General features: G+C 61.8%; 23 protein-coding genes. 14 read left to right on the forward strand and 9 right to left on the reverse strand.

Going from position 1 to position 25,091, the window contains the following annotated elements; genetic code table 11:
* Positions 1–46: 46 nt before the first annotated feature.
* Positions 47–754 carry an arylesterase gene (locus RVAN_RS11640; protein ID WP_013419915.1) on the reverse strand — a complete coding sequence of 236 codons (708 nt, stop codon included), beginning with the start codon at positions 752–754 and terminating at the stop codon, positions 47–49.
* Between RVAN_RS11640 and RVAN_RS11645 the strand changes: the two genes are divergently transcribed.
* The 3 genes from RVAN_RS11645 (at position 755) to RVAN_RS11655 (ending at position 4,956) form a co-directional block, all read left to right on the forward strand.
* Positions 755–1,498, forward strand: coding sequence for an ABC transporter ATP-binding protein (locus RVAN_RS11645; RefSeq protein ID WP_013419916.1), 744 nt, complete (start codon positions 755–757; stop codon positions 1,496–1,498).
* Complete coding sequence (locus tag RVAN_RS11650; RefSeq protein ID WP_013419917.1) at positions 1,495–4,056, forward strand: ABC transporter permease; 2,562 nt, start codon at positions 1,495–1,497, stop codon at positions 4,054–4,056. The genes RVAN_RS11645 and RVAN_RS11650 overlap by 4 nt, the downstream gene beginning before the upstream one ends.
* Positions 4,057–4,182: 126 nt before the next feature.
* Positions 4,183–4,956 carry a Bax inhibitor-1/YccA family protein gene (locus RVAN_RS11655; RefSeq protein ID WP_013419918.1) on the forward strand — a complete coding sequence of 258 codons (774 nt, stop codon included), beginning with the start codon at positions 4,183–4,185 and terminating at the stop codon, positions 4,954–4,956.
* 64 nt (positions 4,957–5,020) lie between these two features.
* Here RVAN_RS11655 and RVAN_RS11660 read toward each other — a convergent pair whose 3' ends face one another.
* The gene (locus RVAN_RS11660; protein WP_013419919.1) at positions 5,021–5,398 is read right to left on the reverse strand and encodes a DUF2794 domain-containing protein; all 378 of its coding nucleotides are present in this window, start codon (positions 5,396–5,398) and stop codon (positions 5,021–5,023) included.
* Between the two features lie 605 nt (positions 5,399–6,003).
* Between RVAN_RS11660 and dnaK the strand changes: the two genes are divergently transcribed.
* Together dnaK and dnaJ are read left to right on the forward strand one after the other, a co-directional pair.
* Positions 6,004–7,944, forward strand: a complete 1,941-nt coding sequence (gene dnaK / locus RVAN_RS11665; RefSeq protein ID WP_013419920.1) for a molecular chaperone DnaK — start codon at positions 6,004–6,006, stop codon at positions 7,942–7,944.
* A 140-nt stretch (positions 7,945–8,084) separates the two neighbouring features.
* Positions 8,085–9,221, forward strand: a complete 1,137-nt coding sequence (dnaJ, locus tag RVAN_RS11670) for a molecular chaperone DnaJ (RefSeq protein WP_013419921.1) — start codon at positions 8,085–8,087, stop codon at positions 9,219–9,221.
* Between the two features lie 615 nt (positions 9,222–9,836).
* On the opposite strand, the gene RVAN_RS11675 is transcribed toward dnaJ, so the two are convergent.
* Together RVAN_RS11675 and RVAN_RS11680 are read right to left on the reverse strand one after the other, a co-directional pair.
* Positions 9,837–10,511 carry a response regulator transcription factor gene (locus tag RVAN_RS11675; RefSeq protein ID WP_013419922.1) on the reverse strand — a complete coding sequence of 225 codons (675 nt, stop codon included), beginning with the start codon at positions 10,509–10,511 and terminating at the stop codon, positions 9,837–9,839.
* Between the two features lie 406 nt (positions 10,512–10,917).
* Positions 10,918–11,409 carry a hypothetical protein gene (locus RVAN_RS11680; RefSeq protein WP_013419923.1) on the reverse strand — a complete coding sequence of 164 codons (492 nt, stop codon included), beginning with the start codon at positions 11,407–11,409 and terminating at the stop codon, positions 10,918–10,920.
* A gap of 214 nt (positions 11,410–11,623) precedes the next feature.
* Between RVAN_RS11680 and RVAN_RS11685 the strand changes: the two genes are divergently transcribed.
* From RVAN_RS11685 to RVAN_RS11700, 4 genes are all read left to right on the forward strand, one after another.
* Positions 11,624–12,781 carry an MlaE family ABC transporter permease gene (locus RVAN_RS11685; protein ID WP_013419924.1) on the forward strand — a complete coding sequence of 386 codons (1,158 nt, stop codon included), beginning with the start codon at positions 11,624–11,626 and terminating at the stop codon, positions 12,779–12,781.
* Position 12,782: 1 nt separating this feature from the next.
* Positions 12,783–13,580 (forward strand): ABC transporter ATP-binding protein, encoded by a 798-nt coding sequence (locus tag RVAN_RS11690; protein WP_013419925.1) that lies wholly within the window; start codon positions 12,783–12,785, stop codon positions 13,578–13,580.
* A gap of 1 nt (position 13,581) precedes the next feature.
* Positions 13,582–14,517, forward strand: coding sequence for an MlaD family protein (locus tag RVAN_RS11695; protein WP_013419926.1), 936 nt, complete (start codon positions 13,582–13,584; stop codon positions 14,515–14,517).
* Positions 14,518–14,793: 276 nt separating this feature from the next.
* Positions 14,794–15,381, forward strand: coding sequence for an ABC-type transport auxiliary lipoprotein family protein (locus RVAN_RS11700; RefSeq protein ID WP_169309545.1), 588 nt, complete (start codon positions 14,794–14,796; stop codon positions 15,379–15,381).
* Positions 15,382–15,490: 109 nt separating this feature from the next.
* Here RVAN_RS11700 and RVAN_RS11705 read toward each other — a convergent pair whose 3' ends face one another.
* Entirely contained in the window at positions 15,491–16,111 is a 621-nt protein-coding gene (locus tag RVAN_RS11705) for a glutathione S-transferase family protein (RefSeq protein ID WP_013419928.1), read from the reverse strand.
* Between the two features lie 299 nt (positions 16,112–16,410).
* Between RVAN_RS11705 and pufB (RVAN_RS11710) the strand changes: the two genes are divergently transcribed.
* From pufB (RVAN_RS11710) to RVAN_RS11730, 5 genes are all read left to right on the forward strand, one after another.
* Positions 16,411–16,563, forward strand: coding sequence for a light-harvesting antenna LH1, beta subunit (pufB, locus tag RVAN_RS11710; RefSeq protein WP_013419929.1), 153 nt, complete (start codon positions 16,411–16,413; stop codon positions 16,561–16,563).
* 27 nt (positions 16,564–16,590) lie between these two features.
* On the forward strand, positions 16,591–16,776 hold the full coding sequence (locus tag RVAN_RS11715; protein ID WP_013419930.1) for a light-harvesting protein: 186 nt from the start codon (positions 16,591–16,593) through the stop codon (positions 16,774–16,776).
* A gap of 726 nt (positions 16,777–17,502) precedes the next feature.
* Positions 17,503–17,658, forward strand: a complete 156-nt coding sequence (gene pufB / locus RVAN_RS11720) for a light-harvesting antenna LH1, beta subunit (protein ID WP_127077862.1) — start codon at positions 17,503–17,505, stop codon at positions 17,656–17,658.
* A gap of 34 nt (positions 17,659–17,692) precedes the next feature.
* A complete protein-coding gene (locus tag RVAN_RS11725) occupies positions 17,693–17,890 on the forward strand; it encodes a light-harvesting protein (protein ID WP_013419932.1) in 198 nt (65 codons plus the stop codon).
* A 425-nt stretch (positions 17,891–18,315) separates the two neighbouring features.
* Positions 18,316–19,764 carry a PucC family protein gene (locus RVAN_RS11730; protein ID WP_013419933.1) on the forward strand — a complete coding sequence of 483 codons (1,449 nt, stop codon included), beginning with the start codon at positions 18,316–18,318 and terminating at the stop codon, positions 19,762–19,764.
* A 161-nt stretch (positions 19,765–19,925) separates the two neighbouring features.
* Here RVAN_RS11730 and gor read toward each other — a convergent pair whose 3' ends face one another.
* The 4 genes from gor to RVAN_RS11750 all read right to left on the reverse strand — a co-directional run bounded on the left by gor (position 19,926) and on the right by RVAN_RS11750 (position 25,067).
* Positions 19,926–21,296: a glutathione-disulfide reductase gene (gor, locus tag RVAN_RS11735; protein ID WP_041789070.1), complete on the reverse strand. Its 1,371-nt coding sequence runs from the start codon at positions 21,294–21,296 to the stop codon at positions 19,926–19,928.
* An 87-nt stretch (positions 21,297–21,383) separates the two neighbouring features.
* Positions 21,384–22,595 (reverse strand): hypothetical protein, encoded by a 1,212-nt coding sequence (locus RVAN_RS11740; protein WP_013419935.1) that lies wholly within the window; start codon positions 22,593–22,595, stop codon positions 21,384–21,386.
* A 301-nt stretch (positions 22,596–22,896) separates the two neighbouring features.
* Positions 22,897–23,622, reverse strand: coding sequence for a ribose-5-phosphate isomerase RpiA (gene rpiA / locus RVAN_RS11745; RefSeq protein ID WP_013419936.1), 726 nt, complete (start codon positions 23,620–23,622; stop codon positions 22,897–22,899).
* Complete coding sequence (locus RVAN_RS11750) at positions 23,619–25,067, reverse strand: NAD-dependent succinate-semialdehyde dehydrogenase (protein WP_013419937.1); 1,449 nt, start codon at positions 25,065–25,067, stop codon at positions 23,619–23,621. The genes rpiA and RVAN_RS11750 overlap by 4 nt, the downstream gene beginning before the upstream one ends.
* Positions 25,068–25,091 lie beyond the last annotated feature (24 nt).

Consider the following 25,091-nt stretch of genomic DNA (forward strand, 5'->3'; position numbering starts at 1 on the left):
CCTGCGCGGGGCTTTTTCCGTTATTCGCATTCAATTAAAAGTTGAATCAGTGCGTGCCGGATCGCCGCTCCTTCACCCGCGCGATCAGCTTTTCGACGTCGGGCAGGATATTGCGCACAATGACCGCGACGCCGTCGCCGGTCGGGTGCAGGCCGTCCGGCTGGTTGAGCGCGGCGACCGTCGCGACGCCCTTGAGAAAGAACGGATAGAGGATCGCGTTGTAATCCTTCGCGAGTCGCGGCCACATCGCGCGGAATTGCGCGGCGTAATCCTCGCCCCAATTGCGCAACGGCTCCATGCCCGCGATGAGAAGGTCGACGCGCTTGTCGGATAGCGCCTTCAGGATCGCATCGAGCGAGGCTTCCGTCTGCTTCGGATCGAGGCCGCGCAGCATGTCGTTCGCGCCGAGTTCGACAATCGCCGCATCCGCCGGCTCGGACATGCTCCAGTCGAGCCGCGCCGCGCCATCCGCCGCCGTGTCGCCGGAGACGCCCGCATTCAGAACGCGCACGGCGTGGCCCTTCGCCCGGAGCGCGGCTTGTAATTGCGCCGGAAACGCCTTGTCGGGCGGGAGCTGAAAGCCCGCCGTCAGGCTGTCGCCAAGCGCGAGGATCACGATTTCCTTCTCCGGCTCGGCTGCGCGCGCGGGCGCAATGGCGAAAGCGGTTACAAAAATCGCGGCGCACGCGGTCGAAATTGCGAACAATCCTATCCATATGAAGCGCGGCAACGAAGTCTCGAAACGGTGTCTCATTTGCAATTCCCCTCGGTTTCCGAAGCGCCGCACGCAGGCACCCCTCGCCGCGCCGCACCCGTCATAGATCTGAAAGGCGTAACGCTCACGCTGAAAAGCCGCGCGGGCTCCGTCGACATCCTGCGCGGTATCGATCTCGCCGTGCCCGAGGGCCAGTCCGTGGCGCTCGTCGGGCCGAGCGGTTCCGGCAAATCGTCGCTGCTCATGGTGATGACCGGCCTCGAAGCCGCCACCTCGGGCCGCGTCGTCGTCGCGGGCGAGGATTTCACGACGCTTGGCGAGGACGCGCTCGCCGCGATCCGGGGTCGCTCCATCGGCATCGTGTTCCAGTCCTTCCACCTGATCCCGACCATGACGGCCATCGAGAATGTGGCTCTGCCGCTCGAATTTCTCAATCGCGCCGATGCGTTCGAGCGAGCGGAGGCGGTGCTTTCCGAGGTCGGGCTGTCGGGGCGCTTTCACCACGTGCCGGGGCAGCTTTCGGGTGGCGAACAGCAGCGCGTCGCGCTCGCCCGGGCGCTCGTCGCCGAGCCGAAAATCCTGTTCGCGGACGAACCGACCGGCAACCTCGACGGAGAGACCGGGCGGCAAATCATGGATCTGATCTTTTCGCTGCATCGCCGCTTCGGCACGACGCTTGTGCTCGTAACGCATGACACGGCGCTGGCGAAACGCTGCGAGCGCGTCGTCGCCATGCATGACGGGCGGATCGCGGCGTCGATCCATGAAACGGCGTCGGCATGACGGTCGCCGCCGAAACGGATGCGCCGCATTCGCGCGGCCCGGCGCTGCCGCTCGCCCTTCGCCTTGCGCTGCGCGACCTTCGCGGCGGCGTGGCGGGCTTCTGGATCTTCCTGATCTGCATCGCGCTAGGCACGGGCGCCATCGGCGCGATCAACGGGCTTTCGGGCGCGATCCGCGATGCGCTGGCGCGAGACGCGACGTTGCTGCTCGGTGGCGACGTCGAGGCGACGCTCATCCATCGGCAGGCAAATGCGGACGAGCGCGCCTTCCTCGAAAGCGTTGGCCGCGTGAGCGAGGTGGCGACCATGCGGGCGATGGCGCGGCGGCCCGACGCGAACGCGCAGGCGCTGGTCGACCTCAAGGCCGTGGACAGCGCCTATCCGCTTTATGGCGCGGTGACGATGGAAGAGGGCGACGGCCTCAATGCCCTCCGGGGTGGCGGGCTGGCCGTGGACCGCACCATACTGGACCAACTGGGCCTAAAGCTCGGCGACGAGATCACGCTCGGCAAGGCGTCGTTCCCGGTCGTCGCCGTGCTCGGACAAGAGCCTGACCGTTTCGCGGCGGGTCCGGCTTTCGGCGCGCGCATCCTCATGTCGGCTCACGCGTTGAAGGCGACCGGGATCGCGGAACCGGGCGCGCTCGTGCGCTGGGCCTATCGCATCAAGGTTGAGGGCGGCGCGCCGCCGACATTCAAGGCCGCGCTATCCACGGCGTTTCCCGAGGCGGGCTTTCTGGTGCGCGACACCTCCGACCCCACGCCCGGCATCCGCAACACGCTGGACCGGCTCGCCGAGTTTCTGACGCTGGTGGGGCTGACGGCGATGCTGACGGGTGGCATCGGCGTGGCGAACGCGGTGTCGGCATTCGTCGAGCGGCGGCGGCGGACCATCGCCACTTTCAAGGCGCTCGGCGCATCGCAGCGCACCATCTTTCAGGTATTTTTCATCGAGATGGCGCTGTTCGCCGCGCTTGGCATTCTAATCGGCTTCGGGATCGCAATCGCCGTGCCGTGGCTCGTCGCGGGGCTGGCGAGCGGCCTCCTGCCGGTGAGCCTTGAGCCGGGTTTCCAGCCGGAAGCGCTCGGCCTCGCGGCGTTGTTCGGTGCGCTGACGGCGCTGCCCTTCATCCTTTGGCCGCTGGGTCGCGCGCAACAGGTTCGCGCCGCCGAACTGTTCCGCAACGGTAGCGAGGACGCGACGTGGTTTCCGCCGCGCGCCTATCGCTACGCCTCGCTCGGCGCGGTGGCGCTGCTCGCTGCCGCCGCCATTCTTCTGTCGCAGAACCAGAAGATCGCGGCCGTGACCGCTGCGGCCTTGTTCGCGGTCTTCGTGCTATTCTGGTTCATCGGCGCGGGTATACGCCGGTTCGCCGCGCGGCTTCCCAGGCCGAAGCGGCCTGAAGTGGCGCTCGCGCTCGCCAACATCGCGGGACCGGCGAGCCTCGCGCGCACCATCGCGCTGTCGCTCGGCGCGGGACTGACGCTGCTGACCGCCGTTTCGCTGGTCGACGCATCGCTGACGAACGAACTCAAGACGCGGCTGCCGGAGCACGCGCCGAGCTACTTCTTTATCGGCATCCCGAAGCCCAGCCTCGTCGCGTTCGAGGACTTGCTGGAAGAAAAGGCGCCCGACGCGCGTATCGCCACCGCGCCCATGCTGCGCGGACGGCTCGTCGCGTTGAAGGGTGTGCCGGTGGAGCAGATCAAGGCTCCGTCGTCGGCGGAATGGGTGCTGAATGGCGACCGTGGCATCACCTATTCGGACGCTGTGCCGTCCGGCTCGCAGATCACCGAAGGCGCATGGTGGCCCGCCGACCATAATGGCGAGGCGCTTGTTTCGTTCGAGGCGGAGATCGGCAAGGCGCTCGGGCTCGCGATTGGCGACACGGTGACGGTCAACGTCCTCGGCCGAAACATGCAGGCGAAGATCGCCAACTTTCGCAGTGTCAAGTGGGGTTCGATCGACATCAACTTCGTGATGATCTTCTCACCGAACGCGCTCAAGGCCGCGCCGTTCACATGGCTCGCGACGCTGTCATGGCCGGAGGGCCAGACGCCCGACGCGAAGGCGGAAGCCGACGTGATGAAGGCCGTCGCGGGCGCTTATCCCGCCGTGTCAGCCGTGCGCGTGCGCGATGCTCTCGCCGCGTTCAACGGCGTGTTCGAGAAAATCATGACGGCGGTTCGCGCGGCGGGCAGTGTCACGCTCATCATGGGCGCACTGGTTGTGGCAGGCGCACTGCTCACGGCGCAGCGGCGGCGGATCTATGAAGCGGTTGTGCTGCGCACCCTCGGCGCGAGCAAGCGCCGCGTCATAACGGCGCATATCCTTGAATATCTGATCCTCGCGATGTGCCTTTCGGCCGTCGCGGCCGCGCTTGGGCTTCTGGCAGCGTGGGTTATCGTGAAATATGTCATGGGATTAACTTTTGTAGTCTCGCTATCGGCGCTATTGCAGCCATCGGTGATTGAAACCATATTCGTCACTGCGCTGGGTGCGTTGGGGACGTTCAAAGTCCTTTCAGCGAAACCGGCGCAATATCTGCGTTCCGAGTGAACGTCTGGATGGCGACGACAGGGCAGGCCGCCTGACAATAGGCCGTGCTCCAGGCCGTCCGGGGTGAAACCTGGAAGACCTTCTGCGCAGACCTTTTGAGAAAAATGTCAGGGACCAAAGAGGACAATGGCAGACTACGACACGTCTCGAGCATATAACGCAAATGCTCGCGCGCGCACGGACGCCTTCGCGATTGACGAGGGTCTGCGCGCTCATATGATCCGCGTTTACAGTTACATGGGCATCGGGCTGCTGGTGACGGGCATCATGGCCTACACCATCTACAGCCAGGCCGTGATTACCAACGATGCCGGCAAGATCGTCGGCTTGACCTCGCTCGGCACGGTCATCTTCAAGAGCTGGGTGAAGTGGCTCGTGATGTTCGCGCCGTTGATCGTGGTATTCGCCTTCTCGGCGACGATCAACCGGATGAGCACCGCAACCGCGCAGGGCGTGTTCTGGCTGTTCGCAGCGTTGATGGGTCTATCGCTTTCGAGCATTTTCATCGCCTATACCGGCACCTCGATCGCGCGCATCTTCTTCATCACCGCCGCGACCTTCGGTGCCGTCAGCATCTACGGCTACACCACGAAGGCTGACCTTACGAAGTTCGGCTCGTTCCTCATCATGGGCGTCATCGGCCTCGTGATCGCGAGCATCGTGAATGCGTTCCTTGGCTCGACGGGCCTTCAGTTCGCGATCTCGGTTCTCGCCGTGCTGATCTTCACAGGCCTCACCGCGTACGACACGCAGCAGATCAAGGATAACTACCTTGCGCAGGCGCAGTATGGGGGCCAGAGCCTCGGGCACGCGGCCATTCTGGGGGCGCTTAGCCTGTATCTCGACTTCATCAACATCTTCGTTGCGTTGATGCAGCTCTTCGGCGAGCGTCGCGAATAGCTTCTCCACAAGTGCAGCCAAAAGGCCCCGCAAGGGGCCTTTTTTTCGCCCGCCACCTAGAGTTTCAGCTTTTGACGAGGCGGAGCTTGCGGTCGAGCACGAGAAGCACCTTGGCGAGGTCGTGCCCGCGCTTCAGGATGAGGCCGGTCGTCGCGACGACGCTGTAAGCGCCCTGCCGCTTGGTGAGCTTCGGGCTCTTTTCGATGCGGTAAAGCGGCATTTCGGTCGACCGCCTGAACACGGAAAACACCGCGCGGTCCTTGAGAAAATCGATGGAATAATCGCGCCACTCGCCCTCAGCGACTTTCGCGCCGTAGACGGAAAAGATTGCGCTGAGCTCGTGGCGATTGAATGCAGTGACGGAAGGAAGGCCGGGCTGCGGTTTCGTGAGGGGATGCACGCCGCTCGCCGGGCCGAATGCGCTGGGCAGAGTATCGTCCATGGACGCTCCTTGGACTTGCGTTTTAATGCCGGAACCCGCCCTTGTGGGGCTGGGGCACCTGAAGCCGGTCGGGGTAGGCGCGCAGTCGAGCCGCCGCGCGACCTGGATGAAACAACTATTGTTGTCCCGTCCCCGGGGGCGCGCAAGGCCAAATGGCGCGCAAATTCTCTCCGGCGCGCGCGCCTTGACGCCGCATCGGCACGCCACAACCGTCGCCAGCCCACGGTTGGCGCCTTCACAAGCCGGAAAAGGATGGCCATTTTTTGCGCCAAGGGCCCCGACGCCACACTCTTGCCCCATCGCGGCCACATCGACGGGGTGCTTTACGACGGAATTTGCACGATTTTCGCCGGTCCCCGCATGCGGCGAAATGCTCCTGATGGCGCCATATTTCGGCACCCAAGACAATATCCTGTTCGTGAAGCACGTCGGAAGCGTTACGGCGAGCCGCTGGTGCTTGCGCGGCTTCAAGCGCTCCCCTATATGAACACCAATTCGAGATAAACATTCTCGGCGCGGGACGAAGACATCAAATAAATACGGGGTGGCTGGCTTTGGCAGCCTGTCGTCTCGCGACAAGAATGAGCAGCACGAGGTTCTAAACCATGTCGAAAGTGATTGGCATTGACTTGGGCACGACCAATTCTTGCGTGTCCGTCATGGAGGGAAGCCATCCAAAGGTCATCGAGAATTCAGAGGGCATGCGCACGACGCCGTCCATGGTGGCATTCACCAATGACGGCGAGCGTCTGATCGGCCTGCCCGCCAAGCGTCAGGCCGTTACGAATCCGGAAAGCACATTTTTCGCGATCAAGCGCCTTGTCGGCCGCCGCTTCGACGACGAAATCGTCAAGAAGGACATGAACCTCGTTCCCTACAAGATCGTTCGCGGCGACAATGGGGACGCTTGGGTCGAGTCCAACGGCAAGAAATACTCTCCTTCTCAAATTTCGGCCTTCATTCTTCAGAAGATGAAGGAAACGGCAGAAGCATATCTCGGCGAAAAGGTCGAGAAAGCCGTCATTACCGTTCCCGCCTACTTTAACGATGCCCAGCGTCAGGCCACCAAGGACGCCGGTCGCATCGCGGGCCTCGAAGTTCTCCGCATCATCAACGAGCCGACGGCCGCCGCGCTTTCCTACGGACTCGACAAGAAGAAAGAATCGAAAACCATCGCCGTGTACGACCTTGGTGGCGGTACGTTCGATATTTCCGTGCTCGAAATCGGCGATGGCGTGTTTGAGGTGAAGTCCACCAACGGCGACACGTTCCTCGGCGGTGAAGACTTCGACATGCGCCTCGTCGATTACCTCGCGAGCGAATTCAAGCGCGAGAATGGCATCGACCTTCGCAGCGACAAGCTGGCGCTTCAGCGCCTCAAGGAAGCCGCCGAGAAGGCGAAGATCGAGCTTTCCAGCGCCCAGCAGACCGAAATCAACCTGCCGTTCATTACCGCCGATGCGAGCGGCCCGAAGCATCTGACGATGAAGCTGACGCGCTCCAAGCTCGAAAGCCTCGTGGACGATCTCGTGCAGCGGACCATCGGCCCCTGCGAAGCGGCCCTCCGCGATGCCGGGCTGAAAGCGGCCGAAATCGACGAAGTCGTGCTCGTCGGCGGCATGACGCGCATGCCGAAGATCGTGCAAATCGTGAAGAACTTCTTCGGCAAGGAGCCTCACAAGGGCGTCAACCCGGATGAAGTCGTGGCCATGGGCGCAGCCATTCAGGCGGGCGTGCTTCAGGGCGACGTGAAGGACGTGCTGCTGCTCGACGTCACGCCGCTCTCGCTCGGCATCGAGACGCTCGGCGGCGTGTTCACCCGCCTTATCGACCGCAACACGACCATCCCGACGAAGAAGAGCCAGGTCTTCTCGACCGCCGAGGATAATCAGAACGCGGTGACCATTCGCGTCTTCCAGGGCGAGCGCGAGATGGCGGCGGACAACAAGATGCTCGGACAATTCGACCTCGTGGGCATTCCGCCCGCACCGCGCGGGGTGCCGCAGATCGAAGTTACGTTCGACATCGACGCGAACGGCATCGTGAACGTGTCCGCGCTGGACAAGGCCACAAGCAAGGCGCAGTCGATCCGCATTCAGGCGTCGGGCGGTTTGTCCGACAACGACATCGACCGCATGGTCAAGGAAGCCGAGACCCACGCCGCGGAAGACAAGAAGCGCCGCGAGCTGGTCGAGGCCAAAAACCAGGCGGAAGCGCTCATTCACTCGACCGAGAAGACGCTGGTTGAACTTGGCGACAAGGTTTCCGACAGCGACAAGAAGGCGGTCGAAGCTGCCGTCGCCGAGTTGAAAACCGCTTCGACGGGCGAAGATGCCGCGCAGATCAGCGCCAAGGCCGATGAGCTTGCCAAGGCCGCGATGAAGCTCGGTGAAGCGCTTTACCGTCAGGCTGGTGGTGACGCAGGCGGCGCTGCGCCCGGAGCGGGCGGCCCGCAGGGCGGTGCCGCTGGTGGCTCGACGGCATCCGATGGCGTCGTCGATGCCGAGTTCGAGGAAGTCAAGGACGACAAGAAGAAGTCGGCCTAAAAATAGAAGCGGGGAGGCGCCAAGTCTCCCCGCGATTCCGCAGCCCGGCTTGGCCGGACCGGCGCACAAACTGCGTCCGCCAAGCTTAAGCTGATCTTTTGCAGGCTAAGGCTGATGATCAAGGATCTTAACAACACACCATGAAGCGCGATTATTACGAGGTGCTCGGGCTGAAAAAGGGCGCAGCCGATCACGAAATCAAAAGCGCTTTTCGGAAGCTTGCAAAAGAATGTCACCCGGATCGCAACCCGGGCAGCGCCACGGCCGAAATTCAGTTCAAGGAAGTTAATGAAGCCTACGAGGCGCTGAAAGACCCGCAGAAGCGCGCCGCCTACGACCAATTCGGCCACGCAGCCTTCGAAGGCGCGGGAGCGAATGGGGGCTACGGCTTCGGCTCGGACTTCTCGGCTTCGATGTCGGAGATCTTCGACGACCTGTTCGGCGAGTTTATGGGTGGCCGCCGCACGCGCGGACGCAGCGCCAAGGAACGCGGCTCCGATCTCAAATACAACATGGAGATTTCTCTCGCCGAAGCCTTTTACGGCAAGACGGCGCAGATTCGCGTGCCCGCTTCCGTCACGTGCGAGGCGTGCGGCGGTGCTGGCGCGGAATCTGGCTCCAGCCCCGTGACTTGCCCGACCTGCCAAGGCTTCGGCAAGGTGCGTGCGAGTCAGGGCTTCTTCACCATCGAGCGCACCTGCATGACTTGCCAAGGGCGCGGCGAGATTATTCAGAAGCCTTGCACGGTCTGCTCCGGCAGCGGGCGGGTGACGCGCGAGCGCACGCTCTCGGTCAACATCCCGTCGGGCGTCGAGGATTCGACGCGCATCCGACTTGCGGGCGAGGGCGAGGCTGGCATTCGCGGCGGTCCGGCGGGCGATCTCTACATCTTCCTGTCGATCATGCCCGACGACATCTTCCAACGCGACGGAGCGGATCTGTTCTGCCGCGTGCCGATCACCATGGTGACGGCGGCGCTCGGCGGGCAGGTCGAAGTGCCGACGATTGACGGTGGCCGCGCGCGGGTGAAGATCCCCGAGGGGACCGAAACCGGCAAGCAGTTCCGCCTTCGCGGCAAAGGTATGCCAGTGCTTCGGTCAAAGCTGACCGGCGATCTTTACGTGCAGGTTGAGGTGGAGACGCCGCAAAACCTGTCGCGCAAGCAGAAGGAGTTGCTGAAGGAATTCGAGAAGGCGTCGAACGACACGACGCACCCGGATACCATCGGTTTCCTCAGCAAGATCAAGGCGTTCTGGGATCGCGCGGGGAAACCGTAGAGTTCGGTCAGATATTGAAGCGCTGATCCAGCTTAAAGCGGCTCTTTAGCCTAAAGCTAGAGACGAAATCGCAACTACTGTTGTCCATCTGATCGGAAAGGCCGTCGATCCGTAAAGCCGACATGGGCGTTGTGCAATAAGCCAAGCATCTCGCGACACACGCACCCATCGTGTCGGGCGTTCGACGCATATGCATCGACGGACCCCGCCTCGCGAGCAGAGCGAACGCATCGCGGTCGGGTATGGCGCGATTTGGACCCTCGTCGCACCGAAGGCGAGCGTTTCAAAAATTGGGCCGCACCGCTCAAGCAAAACCACCGCTGCGCAGGCCGAAGGCAGAATTGTCGACAACCTCACAAAGGCCAAGCCGTTGGCAAGCGCTTTTAAGTCGGCTGGCAGCGTGCGAATGTCTCGCACCCTGCTCGTCGGACCCGAACCAACAAGAACAAGATCCGCATCGGCCCGATTTGACGCGGAAAGCCGTCAACACGAAAGACCTACAGCGTCGTGCAACGTCCGATTTGTGGCACCATGCCGTAGACCGGACACGGCTTCGCGGGCCTGAAATTAGGAAAAAAGGCGCCAGAAGTAGACGCCATGTCTCAAAGTCCCGCTTTAGTCTTGAGTCAGCCGGTAGCCAAGGAAGCGCTGAGAATCGATCGGATCAGACCCCAACCGCTGGCGCAACCGCTTGCGCAACTTGCTGATGTGGCTTTCGATGACGTTCTCGTCGATGCCGTCGTCGAACAATCCGTAGACGAAGTTGAAGATTTGCGACTTCGTCACGCGGCGGCCCTTGTTTGTCATCAGATATTCGAGAATGCGGCGTTCGCGACGCGGGAGCGGGAGCGGCTCGCCATCGATCTCGGGATCGCGACCATCGGAGAAGACGCGGATGCGACCGGAAAGCGGTTGAGACTGCGCCTCCTGCTGCGAGCGGCGGCTGATGGCGCGGATGCGGGCAAGAATTTCGCGCACATGGACGGGCTTGCGCACAACATCGTCCACGCCAGCGGCGAATAGATCGAGCGTATCGTTCAAAGATTTCGTTTCGTTCATGGCGATGACGGCCGCACCGGACCGCGATTTGATCTTGAGCGGCACTTCCTCGCGATTCTGAAAGTCGCCGAGCAGAAAGGCTTCAACCGCGTCGATATCCGGCTCCGGTGCAGTATTCACCCACTGCCGGAAGTCATGCGGTGCAAGCCCGGTTGCAGAAACGCCCTCCCGGCAGAACCAGGCGGCATATCCGTTCAACACCGTTTCGCGGTCGTCGACGATGACAATCATGGCTTTTTCCGATTCGAAACAACTAAGGTCTGCTTAACGACTTATCCGCAACCTTTAGCTGTATCAACCTCTGATTGTCTTATCGAGCGCCCTGCAATCCGTTAAGTGGTCGAGCGTTGCAAGAATGCCTCGCTTCAACTTGGGGTAGGTTTTGCGCAAACTTCGCGGGGAGCGTCGCCGCGACGCTGGCGTGCCAGATCCGCCGGCTTGGAAACCGGTATCGGCCAGGAAAGACACGTTCTCATTGGGAGGATGTAGGGCGCGAATATGGCGCAAGCCCAAAGGCGCGCGGGAATTGCCCGTGACGCCGTATGTCCCGCGTATGTTCGTCGGGAACTGCTTGTCGGATTTGAGCGTCAGCGCGCGGGAAGAAGCGCGCTGGATAACAGCTTCACTCAAAAGCGCTTCAGCGCGTTTCGGTCGTGAAATAGGAGGAAAGCTCGCCGAAAAGCTTTGCGGTGCGGTCCGAGGCATAGGGAGCGGCGGGCGAACCGGGCTGCTGCGCCTGCGATTCGAGTTCCTCGTTCAATGAGTCCGCCATGCGATCCTCGATCGATTCGATGAGGGCGATAACGGCCGCCTCGATTTCCTCCATACCGTTAAGCAGAAGCTCCGCCTTGTCTCCTTCGTCGAAACAATCGAACGCCTTGTGCCGGTGCTTGGATACGGTGCTGAGAATGCCCGAAAGATCGCGGCAGACCTCTGCGTTGAGGCCGGGCACACCGAGCGCCGCGCGGTGTAGCCTCGAAATCGACCGGAGCAGGCGAAGCGTCTCAAGCCCGCGATTGCGGTCGACATAAGCTCGCAGGAAGCGTCGGCCCTTGTCCGACGCGAGAAGCGCGCTCTCGATCGCGCAGTAGTCGGCCTCTGACAGGGGAGCCATTGTGAGGATTGTCATACTCGCCGCCGGGTGTTCGAAAATCGGTTGTAGAAACACTAGCGGGTAAACCTTTCCAAACGCTTGACAAAATCGCACGGTTTCTTGGCGTCTCGTTCTTGTCACGGTTGACTGGCAGGAACACGTCGCGCGAAGGTTTGCGACAGTTTTTCACAGACTCGACACCCAATCCTCGCTATGGCTTAACAATTCTTTCAGAAGTCTGACGACGGGAATGCCTGACAACGACGCAGTTCTGGACCGGATCATAAAACCGGGCCTCCGCTCCGCCGAGGAGCGCGGGACGCGCAGGCTCATCGTGTCCGGCGACTGGACGCTCGCGGCGCTGGGTGATGCGCAGGCCGCCGTCGATGATTTCGAAGCCCCGCACGGCGCCGCTCACGAGATCGACATCGGCGATGTGCGGCGGTTGGATACAGCGGGCGCGTTGACCCTTGTCGGGCTGAGGGATGGCAAGGCCGCCGCCAAAACCGCCGACTTCTTCCGCGCTCGCCCGGAGCACCGCATCCTGCTTGACGAGATCGCGCGCGCCGCCCCGGCTGCGTTCGAGCCGCCGCCGCCGCGCGCAGGCGCAGCCGTCGAGATCCTCCGCCGCTTCCTTTCCGCCGCGACCTCCATCGGGCGCGATGCCATCCGCCTCACCATGTTCCTCGGCGAAACGACTGCCGCGCTCGGGCGCGTCGTCGTGCACCCGGGGCGCTTCCGCATAAAGGCCTTCACCCACCAGCTTCAGCAGACTGGCCTTTCCGCCGTGCCGATCATAGCGCTGGTGAGCTTCCTCATCGGCGGCGTCGTGATGCAGCAATCCGCTTTCCAGCTGCAAAAATTTGGCGCGGAAACGATGTCCATCGACATGCTGGGCATCCTAGCGCTGCGTGAGTTGGGCGTGATCCTCGCCGCGGTCATGGTCGCGGGGCGTTCGGCCTCGGCCTTCACCGCGCAGATCGGCACCATGAAGATGCGCGAAGAGATCGACGCCATGCGCACGCTCGGCATCGATCCCATCGAGACGCTGGTCCTCCCGCGTGTGCTTGCGCTGATGATCGCGCTGCCGCTTCTCGTCTTCCTGGCCGACATGATGGCGCTCGCGGGCGGTGCCGTCATGGCGAAGCTTTATCTCTCGCTCGACACCGACATGTATCTGCAAAGGCTGAACAGCTCGGTGCAGGCGAAGCATCTTTATGTCGGGCTCATCAAGGCTCCGTTCGCCGCGCTCGTCATCGGGCTTGTCGGCTGTCTGGAAGGCTTGAGCGCTCAGGGCAGCGCGGAGTCGGTTGGCACGCAGGTGACAACGGCGGTGGTGAAGGCGATCTTCCTCGTGCTGGTGCTCGACGCCGTGTTTGCCATTTTCCTCTCGGCGGCGGGGTTCTGACATGACGGCACCGCAGTTGAACGGCGCGCAGCTTGAATATGCGATCCGCATTCGCGGGCTGACGAAGCACTTCGGCACGCAGCTCATCTTCGAAAACCTCAGCCTCGACGTGCATGCGGGCGAAATCCTCGCCATCGCGGGCGGATCGGGGACGGGCAAATCGGTGCTGCTGCGCACGATCCTCGGGCTTCTGCCTTTCGAGGCGGGGAGCGTGGAAATTCTCGGCAGCAGCGACTTCGCATCACTCTCGAAGACCGAACGCGTGAAGATCGAACGGCAGGTCGGCGTCCTGTTTCAGGACGGCGCGCTGTTCTCTTCTCTTACCGTGCTTCAGAATGTGCAGGTGCCGATGCGCGAGCACTTGAAGCTTCCGCTGAAGACCATGGACGCGCTGGCCTTGCTCAAGATCGCGATGGTGGGGCTGCCCCCTAGCGCGGCCTATAAATACCCATCGGAACTCTCCGGCGGCATGAGGAAGCGCGCCGGACTGGCGCGAGCGCTCGCGCTCGATCCGCGCATCGTTTTCCTCGACGAGCCGACATCCGGCCTCGATCCCATCGGCGCTGCGGCGTTCGATCGGCTGATCCAGAGCCTGCAACGAACGCTCGGCCTCACCGTCTACATGATCACCCACGACCTCGACAGCATCTTCGCCGTATGCGACCGCGTCGCGGTTCTGGCCGACAAGCACGTCGTGCGCGAGGGCGCGCCGATGGACCTCGTCCGCGATCCCGGCCATCCGTGGGTGCGGGAGTATTTCTGCGGCGAGCGCGGCCGACAAATCGCAAAGGCATCCTGAGATGGAAACACGGGCAAACTACCTCATCGTGGGCATCTTCGTCCTCGGGCTGATCGCGGCGCTGCTCGGCTTCATCTACTGGATGAAGCACGACTCGGATGGCGGCGACGGCAAGGCATATCACGTAATCCTCGACGGCTCGGTGCAGGGCATTACCGTTGCCTCGCCCGTGATGTTCAACGGCATCCGCTTCGGCGCGGTGCGCAAGATCGAGCTTTTGCCGGAGGATACGCGGAAGGTACGCATCCTGATTTCGGTCAGGCAGGACACGCCGGTTCGCACAAACAGCCACGCGCGCATCTCGCAGCAGGGGCTCGCGGGATGGGTCGCGATGGAGATCACGCCCGGCACGCCGGACATGCCGATGCTTGAGCCGAAGCCGGGCGAGAAGATCGCGGTGATTTCCGCCGATCCGGGCGCGAGCGGTTCCCTGTTTGCCGGCGTGTCGGACGCAGCGGGTCAGGCGAGCGCGCTCGCTGTGCGCCTGAACAACCTGATTGCGAATAATGAAGACTCGCTCCATCGCACCGTCGCCAACCTCGAAACATTCACGGGCATGATGGCCGAGCGGAAGGATGACATTGCCGCCGTCATTCAAAACGTGCGGCAACTTTCGGAAAAACTTGCGGCCGTCAGTGCGAAGATCGACTCTGCGGTCGACAGACTTGCTGGCGAATCCTCGGACAACCCCAATTCGATTGTGTCGCAAGTGCAACAGGCCGCGATTTCCATTCGGCAGCTTTCAGAGAAGCTCGACAAATCGGTCGGTGACAAGTCTGGTGCACTTACACAGCAGGCAGATCGCTCGCTTCGAGAGTTCGAGCTTTTGGCCAAAGACGGCAGGCGCTTGGTCGATAGCCTCGACCGCGTCGTCCAGAAGATCGACCGCAATCCTACGGGCTTTCTTCTAGGCGGTCAGCAGTCGCCGAAATACTAGTGCAGTGAATATTACATTTGATTCACGCCCGCTGGCGGTACCGTCATCAAATGTAAAATTCGTAACTGCCCGTGCTCTTGAGGCGCGTACGTTTGCTGGAGAGCGCGCAGTAATGCAGACAAATCTCAATACATCTGATTTGTCGCGTTTTCTTCACGTGGCTGGTATGGGTGGAAAACGCTTTCAGGCATGCGAGGAATTGAACCATCGAAGCGGGCGACTTCGCCTATATTCGGTCGGGCGAATCGAGAGGGGCTTTGAGGCATCATGCGGCTGATGCGTAAGATAGCGGCCATCGTGGCGGCAGGGATGCTCGGCGGGTGTGCCGTGGGTGGGCTCGTTGGCGAGTCTGCGCCCGCGACGTTCGATCTCGAAGCGCCGCAGGTGGAGCGGATGCGCGCGCGCGGTATTCAAATCACCGTTTATCCTCCGGTCGCAGTCAAAACGATCGACACCGTGGAAATCCTCGTCAAGGGTGGGAACGGTCGCGTCGCGTACTTTTCCGGCGCGGCATGGGGCGACCGGCTTCCCGCGTTGTTCCAGGCGCGGCTTGTGGAAACGCTTGCCAATTCCGGTGCTTTCCGTGCGGTGCTCACCAATCAGGATCGCGTCACCGGCGATCTGTCTCTGGCAATCGAGATTCGCGATTTCCAAGTGGATGCAACCTCTGGCGCCCCCGAAGCCGTGGTCGATGTCTACGTGAAGCTCGTGGACGAGCGGACGTCTTCGATCATCACGACGAAGCGCTTCCATGCCCGCGTGGCTGCTGCGGCACCCGATCCGAACGCAGGCATCCACGCATTGAATATCGCATTCCAACAGGTGGCCGCCGAAATCACCACATGGGTTGCGCGTCGCGGCTGATTATAAGAGCGAAGCCGCATTGCGGTGAGGGCTTCGGGCGGCCGGGGTATGGCGGCTCGCGTCCGCCGGTCCCGCCGAAGCGGGTGCCGCCCGCGATGATAAGCGATGCCTACGGGATGCCGATGCAAACCGTCTTCTCGAACGACGGCAGCTTTTTCAGTCTTTCATAATAATGAATCACGTGCGGAAGATCCGGGCGACGCAACGGAAGATTAAGCCAGCGATGCACCGCCATGCCCAGTGCGCTGTCGGCGATTGTTATCTCATCTCCCGCGACATACGCGCCCGTATTTTCGAGTCGGTCGTCGAGGATCGCGAAAAGCCGGTTCGCTTCAGCCTCGCAGTCGGTCGCCTCGCGGTCCGTATACTCGCCGATCCGGAGAAAATGCCGCAAGAAAAGCACCCGAAGCGCGGGCGAGACATGCCCCAGCTTCCAGTCAAGCCACTGATCGACCCGCGCGCGCCTTTGCAAATCAACGGGATAATAGCCATCGGGACCATATTTCACGGCGAGATAACGCAGGATGGCGTGACTTTCCCACAGCGTGAATGATCCGTCCCGGAGCACGGGCACCAGACCGTTCGGATTAAGGCCTAGAAAATCGGGCGTATTCGTCGGTCTGAATTCGCGCCCGCAATCGATACGCCGATAGGGAATGCCGGCATCTTCCATAAAGAAGAGCACCTTTCTGACATTCCACGCTGTTGGACGTCCGTAAATCTCGATCACTGCTTGCTCCTCAGTGCGCGATCCGACTATCAAACTTTTCAGGCTCCCGTCAAACTTCGAAACGAAGACGCGGATTTTCTCTGCATCCCGAAACGACACTATACTTCAAGCCCTAGATTAATTCTTTTTTTACGAGCGTTCTCAAGGCTTAAGAGAGCCTCTGAGCTTGTGGCAGATTGACACAAATCCCGCTTTTTCTGTCAATTCTCATTGACACCAAACACCTCTGGAATATGGTCAAGCCGTAGAGCCGCACGCGGCCCTCACAGAGAAAAACCAAATCCTTGAAGGAGTTACACATGGCTGACCCAAATAAGGTCTATCCGACGGGTTTGACGCTGGCGGAAGCCGAAGAGCTGCACGGCTACGTCATCAACGGCACGCGCGTCTTCGGTGCGGCGGCTCTCGTCGCTCACTTCCTCGCGTATGCTTTCACGCCCTGGCTGCACTAATCAATCTATAAAACTGGAGAGCTGAAAATGGCTGATACTGATGGTCAACACGGCATCTGGCTGGTCGTCCCCCCGAAGGTCGGTCTCCCGCTGCTTCTCGGCACTGTCACGCTGATCGCCGTGCTCGTGCACGCGTCGCTGATCGGACACACGAAGTGGTTCCCGGCTTATTGGGAAGGTGGCGCGAAGACTGTTGCCACCCAGGTGAAGTAATTCACTTTTTTGCGCCGTCTGACTGGTTTGCGACTGCGAAGTGTATACTCCGTTCCGGGGTAGCTTTTTCGCGGTGGCATCTTCCAGTTGGACGGTGTTTTTGTATCTGCGCGGTTTTTCCTCCCCACGCAGATGCCTTGTTGGTTCGGCCGTGCCAAGCCTTGACAGGCAGCGCGGCTATTTTTGTGCTCTCTGGAGGGGCGCTTCCCGCTCGGGGAAGTTGCGTGTTCCAGCCACGCATGCGGCAAAAGACGTTGCGAGCCAAGGCCATTTCATTGTCTGCATTCCTCAAATTCGCCGCTGTTCGATTATTTAGTGAGCTGCGAGGCTGAGGGGCACGGCAGTCGAGTGTTTGTCGTTTTTTGGTCGTAAATATTAATTGCGATCTTCGGGGTTATTCACAGCTTTCTACCAGCGTAATTTTACCCCTGCCAAAGAAAACTTTCGTATTTTTTTTCGTAATACTTCGTTCTCCGGACGGAATGCCGCGCTTTGCGAGTTTAGCCGCGACTTTTTGCGCGTGTCACATCTTTTTCTTACTGCTCAACCTTGCGTCATAATGCCCCAAAGCCGATTTCGGCTGTCAAATCCGGTTGACGCATGCGATTGTCAGCATATGCTTACACCCGAGCTGCCATAAGACACACGTTCGCTCGACAGGCAGCCTGTGAGCACCCCGCGTGCGGGTTCCAGCACGAAACCAGCAGGTCCTTTTAAGGAGGTACTATCATGGCTGATCCGGTGAAGGTTTATCCGACGGGTCTTACCTTGGCGGAAGCCGAGGAGTTGCACGGTCACGTCATCAACGGCACCCGCGTGTTCGGCGCGATTGCGGTTGTGGCGCATGTTCTGGCCTACATCTACACCCCCTGGCTCCACTAATCTTTCTTTCTCATCTTAAATAGGAGAATTCACTATGGCTGATACTGATGGACAGGCCGGCATCTGGCTCGTCGTTCCCCCGAAGGTTGGTCTTCCGCTCCTTCTCGGTACCGTCACGCTGATCGCCGTGCTCGTGCACGCGTCGCTGATCGGGCACACGAAGTGGTTCCCGAAGTACTGGGACGGCGCTGCCGCCAAGACCGCTTCGATCGAAACCTCGGTCGTGCGCTAAATCGCTTCGTCTCGCTGCCCGCACCGAGGGCTCGGATCCCATGGGGTCTTGGGCCTTCGCTTGTACGGGCATAGTGAGACGGCACCTTTCGGCGTCTCTCGTTCGCGGGAGACATCGAACGGTCTGCGCGAGCAATCGAGCGCCGTCGAAGCCGGAAGTTTTAAGCCTGCGCGCAGCTCACAAAGCTGCTTCGCGCAGGCTGCCTAGCTCATCGCGGCTCTTACTCTAGAGTGAAGCTGCGTTTGGGGGATAAGCCAGAAGCCGAAGGCTGTCTGGACACGACACGGGCAGAGAAGGCGGTGCGATGGCGAGGGGTCGCCTTGCGGCGCTTTGTGGCGTTTCTGAGCAAGCGCTCCTTTCCGGTCGCATATTCGGCGAAGGTTTTACGAGGCCATTCGGCCCCTTCTGTTGGAGTTGCTTGATCGATGACTTCTATCAGCCAGCGAGTAACGGGTTTCGTTTTTTCGCGCGGCGCGGGCTTCCTGCCCTTCGCGGACGCGGCGACGCCGGAACTTCCACTGTCCCGCCTTCTGCGCCTGTCCCTGTTTCAGGTGTCAGTCGGCATGGCGCTCGTGCTTCTCGTCGGCACCCTCAACCGCGTGATGATCGTGGAGCTGAACGTTCCCGCTTCCGTGGTCGCGATCATGGTGTCGATGCCGCTGTTTTTCGCGCCCTTCCGTGCGATCATCGGGCACCGCTCCGACACACATAAATCCGTTCTTGGATGGCGCCGCGTTCCGTTCATCTGGCAGGGTTCGCTCGTGCAGTTCGGCGGACTGGCGATCATGCCGTTCGCCATTCTGATCCTGTCCGGCCAAGGTGAGATGCATGTCCCGGTCTGGATCGGGCATCTCGCGGCTGGCTTCGCATTCCTGCTCGTCGGTGCCGGCCTCCACACCGTTCAGACGGTCGGCCTGGCCCTTGCTACCGATCTTGCGCCGAAGGAATCTCAGCCGAAGGTCGTCGGCCTGATGTACGTCATGCTGCTATTCGGCATGATCGTGAGCGCAATCATTTTCGGCCTTCTGCTGACCGAGTTTACGCCGGGCCGCCTGATTCAGGTCATTCAGGGCGCGGCCGTGGCAACGCTCGTTCTGAACACGATCGCCCTTTGGAAGCAGGAAGCGCGCCGCCCCTCCCGTCTGCTGACGGAAGAGGAGCGCAATCAGAAAGACCCGACTTTCCAAGAATCCTGGGCCGCTTTCGTCCAAGGCGGCAGCGCGATTCGTCGCCTTGTTGCCGTCGGTCTCGGCACGGCCGCCTTCAGCATGCACGACGTGCTGCTTGAACCCTATGGCGGCCAGATTCTGCATCTCTCGGTCAGCGCTACAACGAAGCTCACGGCCACGCTCGCGGTCGGTGGCCTTCTAGGGTTCGCGCTCGCGTCGCGTGTGCTGAGCCGCGGCTTCGATCCGTTCCGGATGGCGTTTTACGGCGCGTTAGTGGGCATTCCGGCCTTCCTCGCGGTGATCATGGCGGCTCCGGCGTCGCAGCCTTGGCTTTTCGTGGTCGGCACGTCGCTGATCGGGTTCGGCGCTGGCCTTTTCGGCCACGGCACACTGACCGCGACCATGAACCTCGCGCCCAAGGATCAGACGGGCCTCGCGCTCGGAGCATGGGGCGCGGCGCAGGCAACAGCGGCAGGTTTCGCGGTTGCGAGCGGCGGCATTATCCGCGACATCATCTCCAGCTGGGGCGACCAGTCCTTCGGTCCGGCGACGGGTTATATCGTCGTCTATTCGATCGAGATCGTTCTCCTCCTCGCGGCGCTGATCGCCATGATCCCGCTGCTGCGAACGAAGGCCACGGTGCCTTCGCGGGGAGATACACCGGCGAGCGACATACGCCATAGCGTGGTGCCAGCGGACGCGTGATCCGTCGAAGCGCCTCCGCTTGCCGGAAGCTGCGCTTCTAAAAAAAGAGCCTTCCGCGATTTATGCGCGAGAAGGCTCTTTTCGTTCAAACGCCGTCGATCTCGCTCCACGGCGCGGGGGGGGGGGGCGTTGCGGCGCCCTCACCATCGAAGTAACGTCGCTCAGGTCGTCGCAGGCGGCGTCCACTTCTCGCGCATGGTAACGAGCTCTTCCGCCATCGTCGGATGCAACGCGATCGTGTTGTCGAAATCGGCTTTCGTCGCGCCCATCTTCACAGCGATGGCAAGGGCCTGAATGATCTCGGCCGCGTCCGGGCCAAGGATGTGCACGCCGATCACGCGATCCGAATCGGCATCGACGACCAGCTTCATGATCGTCCGCTCGGGGCGCCCGGCGAGCGTATTTTTCATCGGGCGGAACGCCGCCTTGTAGATGTCCACCGCGCAGAACATCTCGCGCGCCGCCTCCTCGGTATAGCCGACCGTGCCGATTTCGGGCTGGGAGAAGACGGCCGTTGGCAGAAACGCAAGGTCCACCGGGTTCGGGTTGTTCTTGTAAACCGCCTCGATGAAGGCCACGCCGTCGCGGATCGCAACCGGCGTCAGGTTCACGCGGTCGGTCACGTCGCCCACCGCGTAGATGCTCGGCACCGAGCTTTGATAGCTGTCGTTCACCATCACGCGCCCGTTCCAGCCGCATTTGACGCCGAGGCTCTGAAGCCCAAGCCCGACCGTGTTGGGGCGTCGGCCCGTCGCAAACATCACCGAGTCGCAGGCGATACGCGTGTCGCGATTCGTCGCCACAATCAGCCCCGCGTCGGTCTTCTCGATGGCAGCCGGCTCCGTGTTGCAGGTGATAGTGACGCCGTGCTGTCGCATGATCGAGGTCAGCCCCTCGCGCATGTCGTGGTCGAAGCCGCGCAAAATTTCACCGCCGCGATAGACAAGCTCAACATCGACGCCGAGGCCGTTGAAGATTCCCGCGAACTCCACGGCGATGTAGCCGCCGCCGACAATTACGACCTTCTTCGGCAGTTCTTCGAGGTGAAACGCCTCGTTCGAGGTGATGGCGTGTTCGATGCCCGGAATATCGGGCAGGAACGGATGGCCGCCGGTCGCGATGAGGATACGCTCCGCAGTGACGGTGCGATTTTCGGCTAGAAGCCGCACGGTGTGCGGACCCACCACTTCGGCGCGGCTGTTGAACACGGTGCCGCCCGCCGCCTCAACGCCGCCGGAGTAAAGCCCGCTGAGGCGCTCGATTTCCTTGTCCTTCGCCGCAACAAGCGCTTTCCAGTCGAACCGCTTGCCTTCGACCGTCCAGCCATAGCCGCTCGCGTCGTCGATGGCGCGGCCGAATTCGCTCGCGTAGACGAACAGCTTCTTGGGCACGCAGCCGCGCACCACGCAGGTGCCGCCAAATTTGTATTCCTCGGCGATGGCCGTGCGTACGCCGAGCTTCGCAGCGAGGCGCGCTGAACGGACGCCGCCCGAACCGCCGCCAATGACAAAGAGATCGTAATCGAATGTCATGAGTTTCTTTGTGGTTGCAGCTCCGGCGATGTTCGCATGAGCTTCATTGATCGCCAAGCCGATAGCAACTCCTGCTCCTCGTCGTCGTCAGATCGGTGAACCGGTCTTGTCCAGATCGTCCAGCGAGCGTTCGAGCCCCTGCCGCGTTTCCGGCGACAGGCGATCCGCGAGCTTCTCGCGCCATTTATCGATGAGCGCCTGCCACTCGTCTGTGACTTTCTCACCGTCGTTCTTCGCCCGCTCGCGCACCTGCGCCTTGCGATCGAAATCCTCGAAGGATTTCTCCGCCTGAAGGATGTCGTCCTTCGTGAACGCGGTGGCGGCGACCACGGTATTGCTGAGAAGGTCGAAGCCCTTCGCGAAGGACGGTGTCAGAACGAAGCGGTGTAGCGTGTCGAGGTCCGCGTCGGAAAGCACGGAGGCCACGACCGAGGGCGCGAGCGCCAGCACGAGCGCCTTTCGCATATTATAGGTGAATTCAAACTCATCGATCTGCGCCGCCAGTTTGGCGCGCTCCTCCTCGGAGACGGGGGCGGTCGGCAGATACACGTCGCGGGCAAAGCGCTTCACGCGCGCCACGGTGTCTTCCAGATGCGAGATGCGAATGAGGTCTTCGACCACGGCCTGCGCCTTGCGGACTTTCGCGGCGGAGGGCACCGAAACCGCATTTCCGTCGAGGCCGGGCAGACCCTTCAGGTTCTTCGCGGCATCGAGCTGTTTCGCCCAGGCCGAGAACTCCGACACGATACGACTGTCTTCATAGGTGTAGCCGGTCATGAGCTTTGACGCCGCGTAAAGGACGTCAAAGCCTTTGCGCACCGCCGGAAGATCCATCATGGCGCGGACATCGGCGATCTCGTCGCGGCTCGCCTCGCGCGCAAGCTGCGCGGCAAAGTCGGAGACGATCGCGCCGCGATTTTCCGCAAGCGCAACGTCGAGTTCCTCACCCGCCTTGCGCATATAGTCCATCGCAGTGAGAAGTTTCGCGAGTTGCGCCGTCACCTCCGGGTTGGGGTCCGGCATGCCGGGATAGCCGCCCTGAATGATCTCGCGCATCATCGGGATGTAAACGTCGCGCAGGGTGCGCTGCAAATCGCCGTAGATTTCCGCCGCGTGGCTGGCCGTGAGAATTTCCTCGATCAGCGCCTGCGCGACCCGCTTCGCTTCGGGATCGACGGGCGTTGCCTCACGGTTGGCGGGCGCTGAAGCGGGGGGCGGCGTTTCCAACGCAAGCGCTACGCCGCCCGCGAGGGCGGCGCATGCCATGAATAATGCGGGGATGATCGATCTCAAGCGCATGCCGTTGCTCCTGTATCAGCCCCGCCATCAAGAGCCTTCTCGCTTATTAATGCGAAAAGACTCCATTTCTTCATGAGGCGGTTCGTCGAGTGAACGGCGTTCACTTCGCTCTGAAGCGCATCAACGGCGCGGCTTCGCTCGTGGAGCGAATTTGACCATTTGAGTTCCGGTTGCTGCGAGTTGGTGCTCAAATGTCGAATTCAAAGCTCCACTTGACTCGTGAAGTTGCTAGCGGTTCTCGCGATTCCGACATTTGCTCCGAGCGTGCTGCAAAGGTACGCAAATGTCGGAATCGGAACCACTAGTCTTCGTCTTCGTCGTCCGTTGCGGCGCTATAATGGCGGACGCCGTCTGGAGCCGCGAGGAAAATGTCATCGGCGATACCGATGAACAGCCCGTGCTCCACCACGCCCGGCACGATATCGAGCAGATCCGCGAGCGTTTCCGGGTCCGGGATGGAGCCGAAGGCGCAGTCGGCGATCAGATGGCCGCCATCCGTGCGAAACGTGTCGCCCGAGGCGGTGCGGCGAAGCGCAATGCTGCCCTGACAGCCAGCGTCTTCGGCGGCGGCTTCGATCATGGCGAGCGTGGCGGCCACGCCGAAGTCCACGATTTCCACAGGCAGCGGAAATTCGCCGAGTTGCTCCACATATTTCGACGCGTCCGCGATGATGATGACGCGGTCGGATGCGAAGGCCACGATCTTTTCGCGCAGAAGCGCGCCGCCGCCGCCCTTCAGCAGGTTCAACTGCGGGTCGATCTCGTCCGCGCCGTCGATGGTCAGATCGACATCGGCGATGGTGTTGAAGTCCGCGATCTTGATGCCGCGTTCCTCCGCGAAGCGCTTCGTCTGCTCCGAGGTGGCAACGCAGGTGAGATCGAGGTCTTCCGTCTTCAGCCGCTCCGCGAGGAGTTCGATGAAGGCCGAAGCCGTGGAGCCCGTGCCGAGGCCGAGCACCATGCCCGGTTCGACGAATTTAAGCGCTTCGGCGGCTGCCTCGCGCTTCAGGTTTTGAATGTCGGTCAATCCGAAAGTCCCCCAAGATACATGTATTTGAGTTCGAGAAATTCCTCGACGCCGTGGCGTGAGCCTTCGCGGCCGAGGCCAGATTCCTTGACGCCACCGAACGGTGCGACCTCTGTCGAGATAATGCCTTCGTTAGCGCCGACAATGCCGAATTCGAGGCGCTCCGTCACGCGCCATACGCGGGCGACGTCGCGAGAATAGAAATATGCCGCAAGGCCGTAGGGCGTGCCGTTGGCAAACGCGATGGCTTCGTCTTCGGTCTTGAACCGGAACAGCGGCGCAACCGGGCCGAAGGTTTCTTCGGTGGCAACGCGCATCTCGGGCGTGACATCGGCGAGCACCGTCGGCTCGAAGAAGGTGCGGCCGAGCGCGTGACGCTTGCCGCCCACGAGGAGCCGCGCGCCCTTCGCGAGCGCATCCGCGACGTGGTCTTCCACTTTTTTCAGGCCGGCTTCGTTGATGAGCGGCCCTTGCTCGACGCCCGCCTGCAACCCATCGCCAACCCTGAGCGCGGCCACGCGCGCGACGAGCTTCGCGGCGAAGGCATCATAAACGCCGTCCTGCACGAGGATGCGGTTCGCGCAGACGCAGGTCTGGCCCATGTTTCGGAATTTGGAGATGACCGCGCCTTCCACGGCCCTGTCGAGGTCCGCGTCGTCGAACACGATAAAGGGCGCGTTGCCGCCAAGTTCAAGCGAAACCTTCTTCACCGTATCCGCCGACTGGCGCATCAGAAGCTTGCCGACCCGTGTCGAGCCGGTGAAGGTGATCGCGCGCACGAGCGGGTTCGCGGTGAGTTCGGCGCCGATGGCCTCGGCATCGCCCGTCACGATATTGAAGACGCCGGGCGGAAAGCCTGCCTGCTCGGCGAGCGCACCGAGCGCCAGCGCCGTCAGCGGCGTATCGGGCGCGGGCTTCACAACCACCGTGCAGCCCACAGCAAGCGCGGGCGCAACCTTGCGCGTGATCATAGCGAATGGGAAATTCCAGGGCGTGATTGCGCCGACGACGCCGATGGGCTGCTTCATCACGATGACGCGGCCGCCCTTGCGCGGGGAGGGGACCGTCTCGCCATAGATGCGCTTGGCTTCTTCGGCGAAAAACTCGACGAATGCCGCGCCGTAGGACACTTCGCCGCGCGATTCCGCCAGCGGCTTGCCCATCTCCACGGTCATGAGGCGCGCCAGCGATTCCGCATGCGCCAATTGCAGGTTGTGCCAACGCTTGAGGATCGCCGCGCGCTCTTTCGCGAGCAGCCCGCTCCAAGCCGGAAACGCCTTGTGCGCCGCCTCGATGGCGTCGCGGGTCTCCAAGCGCCCGAAATTCGGCACACGTGCGAGGAAAGCGCCGGTCGCAGGGTTGCTGACGGGCAGCGCCGGTTCACCCCGCCATTCGCCCCCGATCAGACAGCGATCACGGAGCAGTGACTTGAAAATCTGGTCCATGACTTCCCTTATCAGCGGATCTGA

The sequence above is a fragment of the Rhodomicrobium vannielii ATCC 17100 genome (genome assembly GCF_000166055.1).
Classification (GTDB): Bacteria; Pseudomonadota; Alphaproteobacteria; order Rhizobiales; family Rhodomicrobiaceae; genus Rhodomicrobium; species Rhodomicrobium vannielii.

Excerpts from the sequence above, each read along its gene's own strand:
- RVAN_RS11685 (WP_013419924.1), top strand. The coding sequence starts at position 11,624 with ATGCCTGACAACGACGCAGTTCTGGACCGGATCATAAAACCGGGCCTC.
- gor (WP_041789070.1), bottom strand. The coding sequence starts at position 21,296 with ATGACATTCGATTACGATCTCTTTGTCATTGGCGGCGGTTCGGGCGGC.
- RVAN_RS11715 (WP_013419930.1), top strand. The coding sequence starts at position 16,591 with ATGGCTGATACTGATGGTCAACACGGCATCTGGCTGGTCGTCCCCCCG.
- RVAN_RS11690 (WP_013419925.1), top strand. The coding sequence starts at position 12,783 with ATGACGGCACCGCAGTTGAACGGCGCGCAGCTTGAATATGCGATCCGC.
- RVAN_RS11640 (WP_013419915.1), bottom strand. The coding sequence starts at position 754 with ATGAGACACCGTTTCGAGACTTCGTTGCCGCGCTTCATATGGATAGGA.
- pufB (WP_013419929.1), top strand. The coding sequence starts at position 16,411 with ATGGCTGACCCAAATAAGGTCTATCCGACGGGTTTGACGCTGGCGGAA.
- RVAN_RS11725 (WP_013419932.1), top strand. The coding sequence starts at position 17,693 with ATGGCTGATACTGATGGACAGGCCGGCATCTGGCTCGTCGTTCCCCCG.
- RVAN_RS11680 (WP_013419923.1), bottom strand. The coding sequence starts at position 11,409 with ATGACAATCCTCACAATGGCTCCCCTGTCAGAGGCCGACTACTGCGCG.
- RVAN_RS11750 (WP_013419937.1), bottom strand. The coding sequence starts at position 25,067 with ATGGACCAGATTTTCAAGTCACTGCTCCGTGATCGCTGTCTGATCGGG.
- RVAN_RS11655 (WP_013419918.1), top strand. The coding sequence starts at position 4,183 with ATGGCAGACTACGACACGTCTCGAGCATATAACGCAAATGCTCGCGCG.
- RVAN_RS11695 (WP_013419926.1), top strand. The coding sequence starts at position 13,582 with ATGGAAACACGGGCAAACTACCTCATCGTGGGCATCTTCGTCCTCGGG.
- RVAN_RS11675 (WP_013419922.1), bottom strand. The coding sequence starts at position 10,511 with ATGATTGTCATCGTCGACGACCGCGAAACGGTGTTGAACGGATATGCC.
- dnaJ (WP_013419921.1), top strand. The coding sequence starts at position 8,085 with ATGAAGCGCGATTATTACGAGGTGCTCGGGCTGAAAAAGGGCGCAGCC.
- RVAN_RS11730 (WP_013419933.1), top strand. The coding sequence starts at position 18,316 with ATGACTTCTATCAGCCAGCGAGTAACGGGTTTCGTTTTTTCGCGCGGC.
- RVAN_RS11660 (WP_013419919.1), bottom strand. The coding sequence starts at position 5,398 with ATGGACGATACTCTGCCCAGCGCATTCGGCCCGGCGAGCGGCGTGCAT.
- dnaK (WP_013419920.1), top strand. The coding sequence starts at position 6,004 with ATGTCGAAAGTGATTGGCATTGACTTGGGCACGACCAATTCTTGCGTG.
- RVAN_RS11700 (WP_169309545.1), top strand. The coding sequence starts at position 14,794 with ATGCGTAAGATAGCGGCCATCGTGGCGGCAGGGATGCTCGGCGGGTGT.
- RVAN_RS11740 (WP_013419935.1), bottom strand. The coding sequence starts at position 22,595 with ATGCGCTTGAGATCGATCATCCCCGCATTATTCATGGCATGCGCCGCC.
- RVAN_RS11650 (WP_013419917.1), top strand. The coding sequence starts at position 1,495 with ATGACGGTCGCCGCCGAAACGGATGCGCCGCATTCGCGCGGCCCGGCG.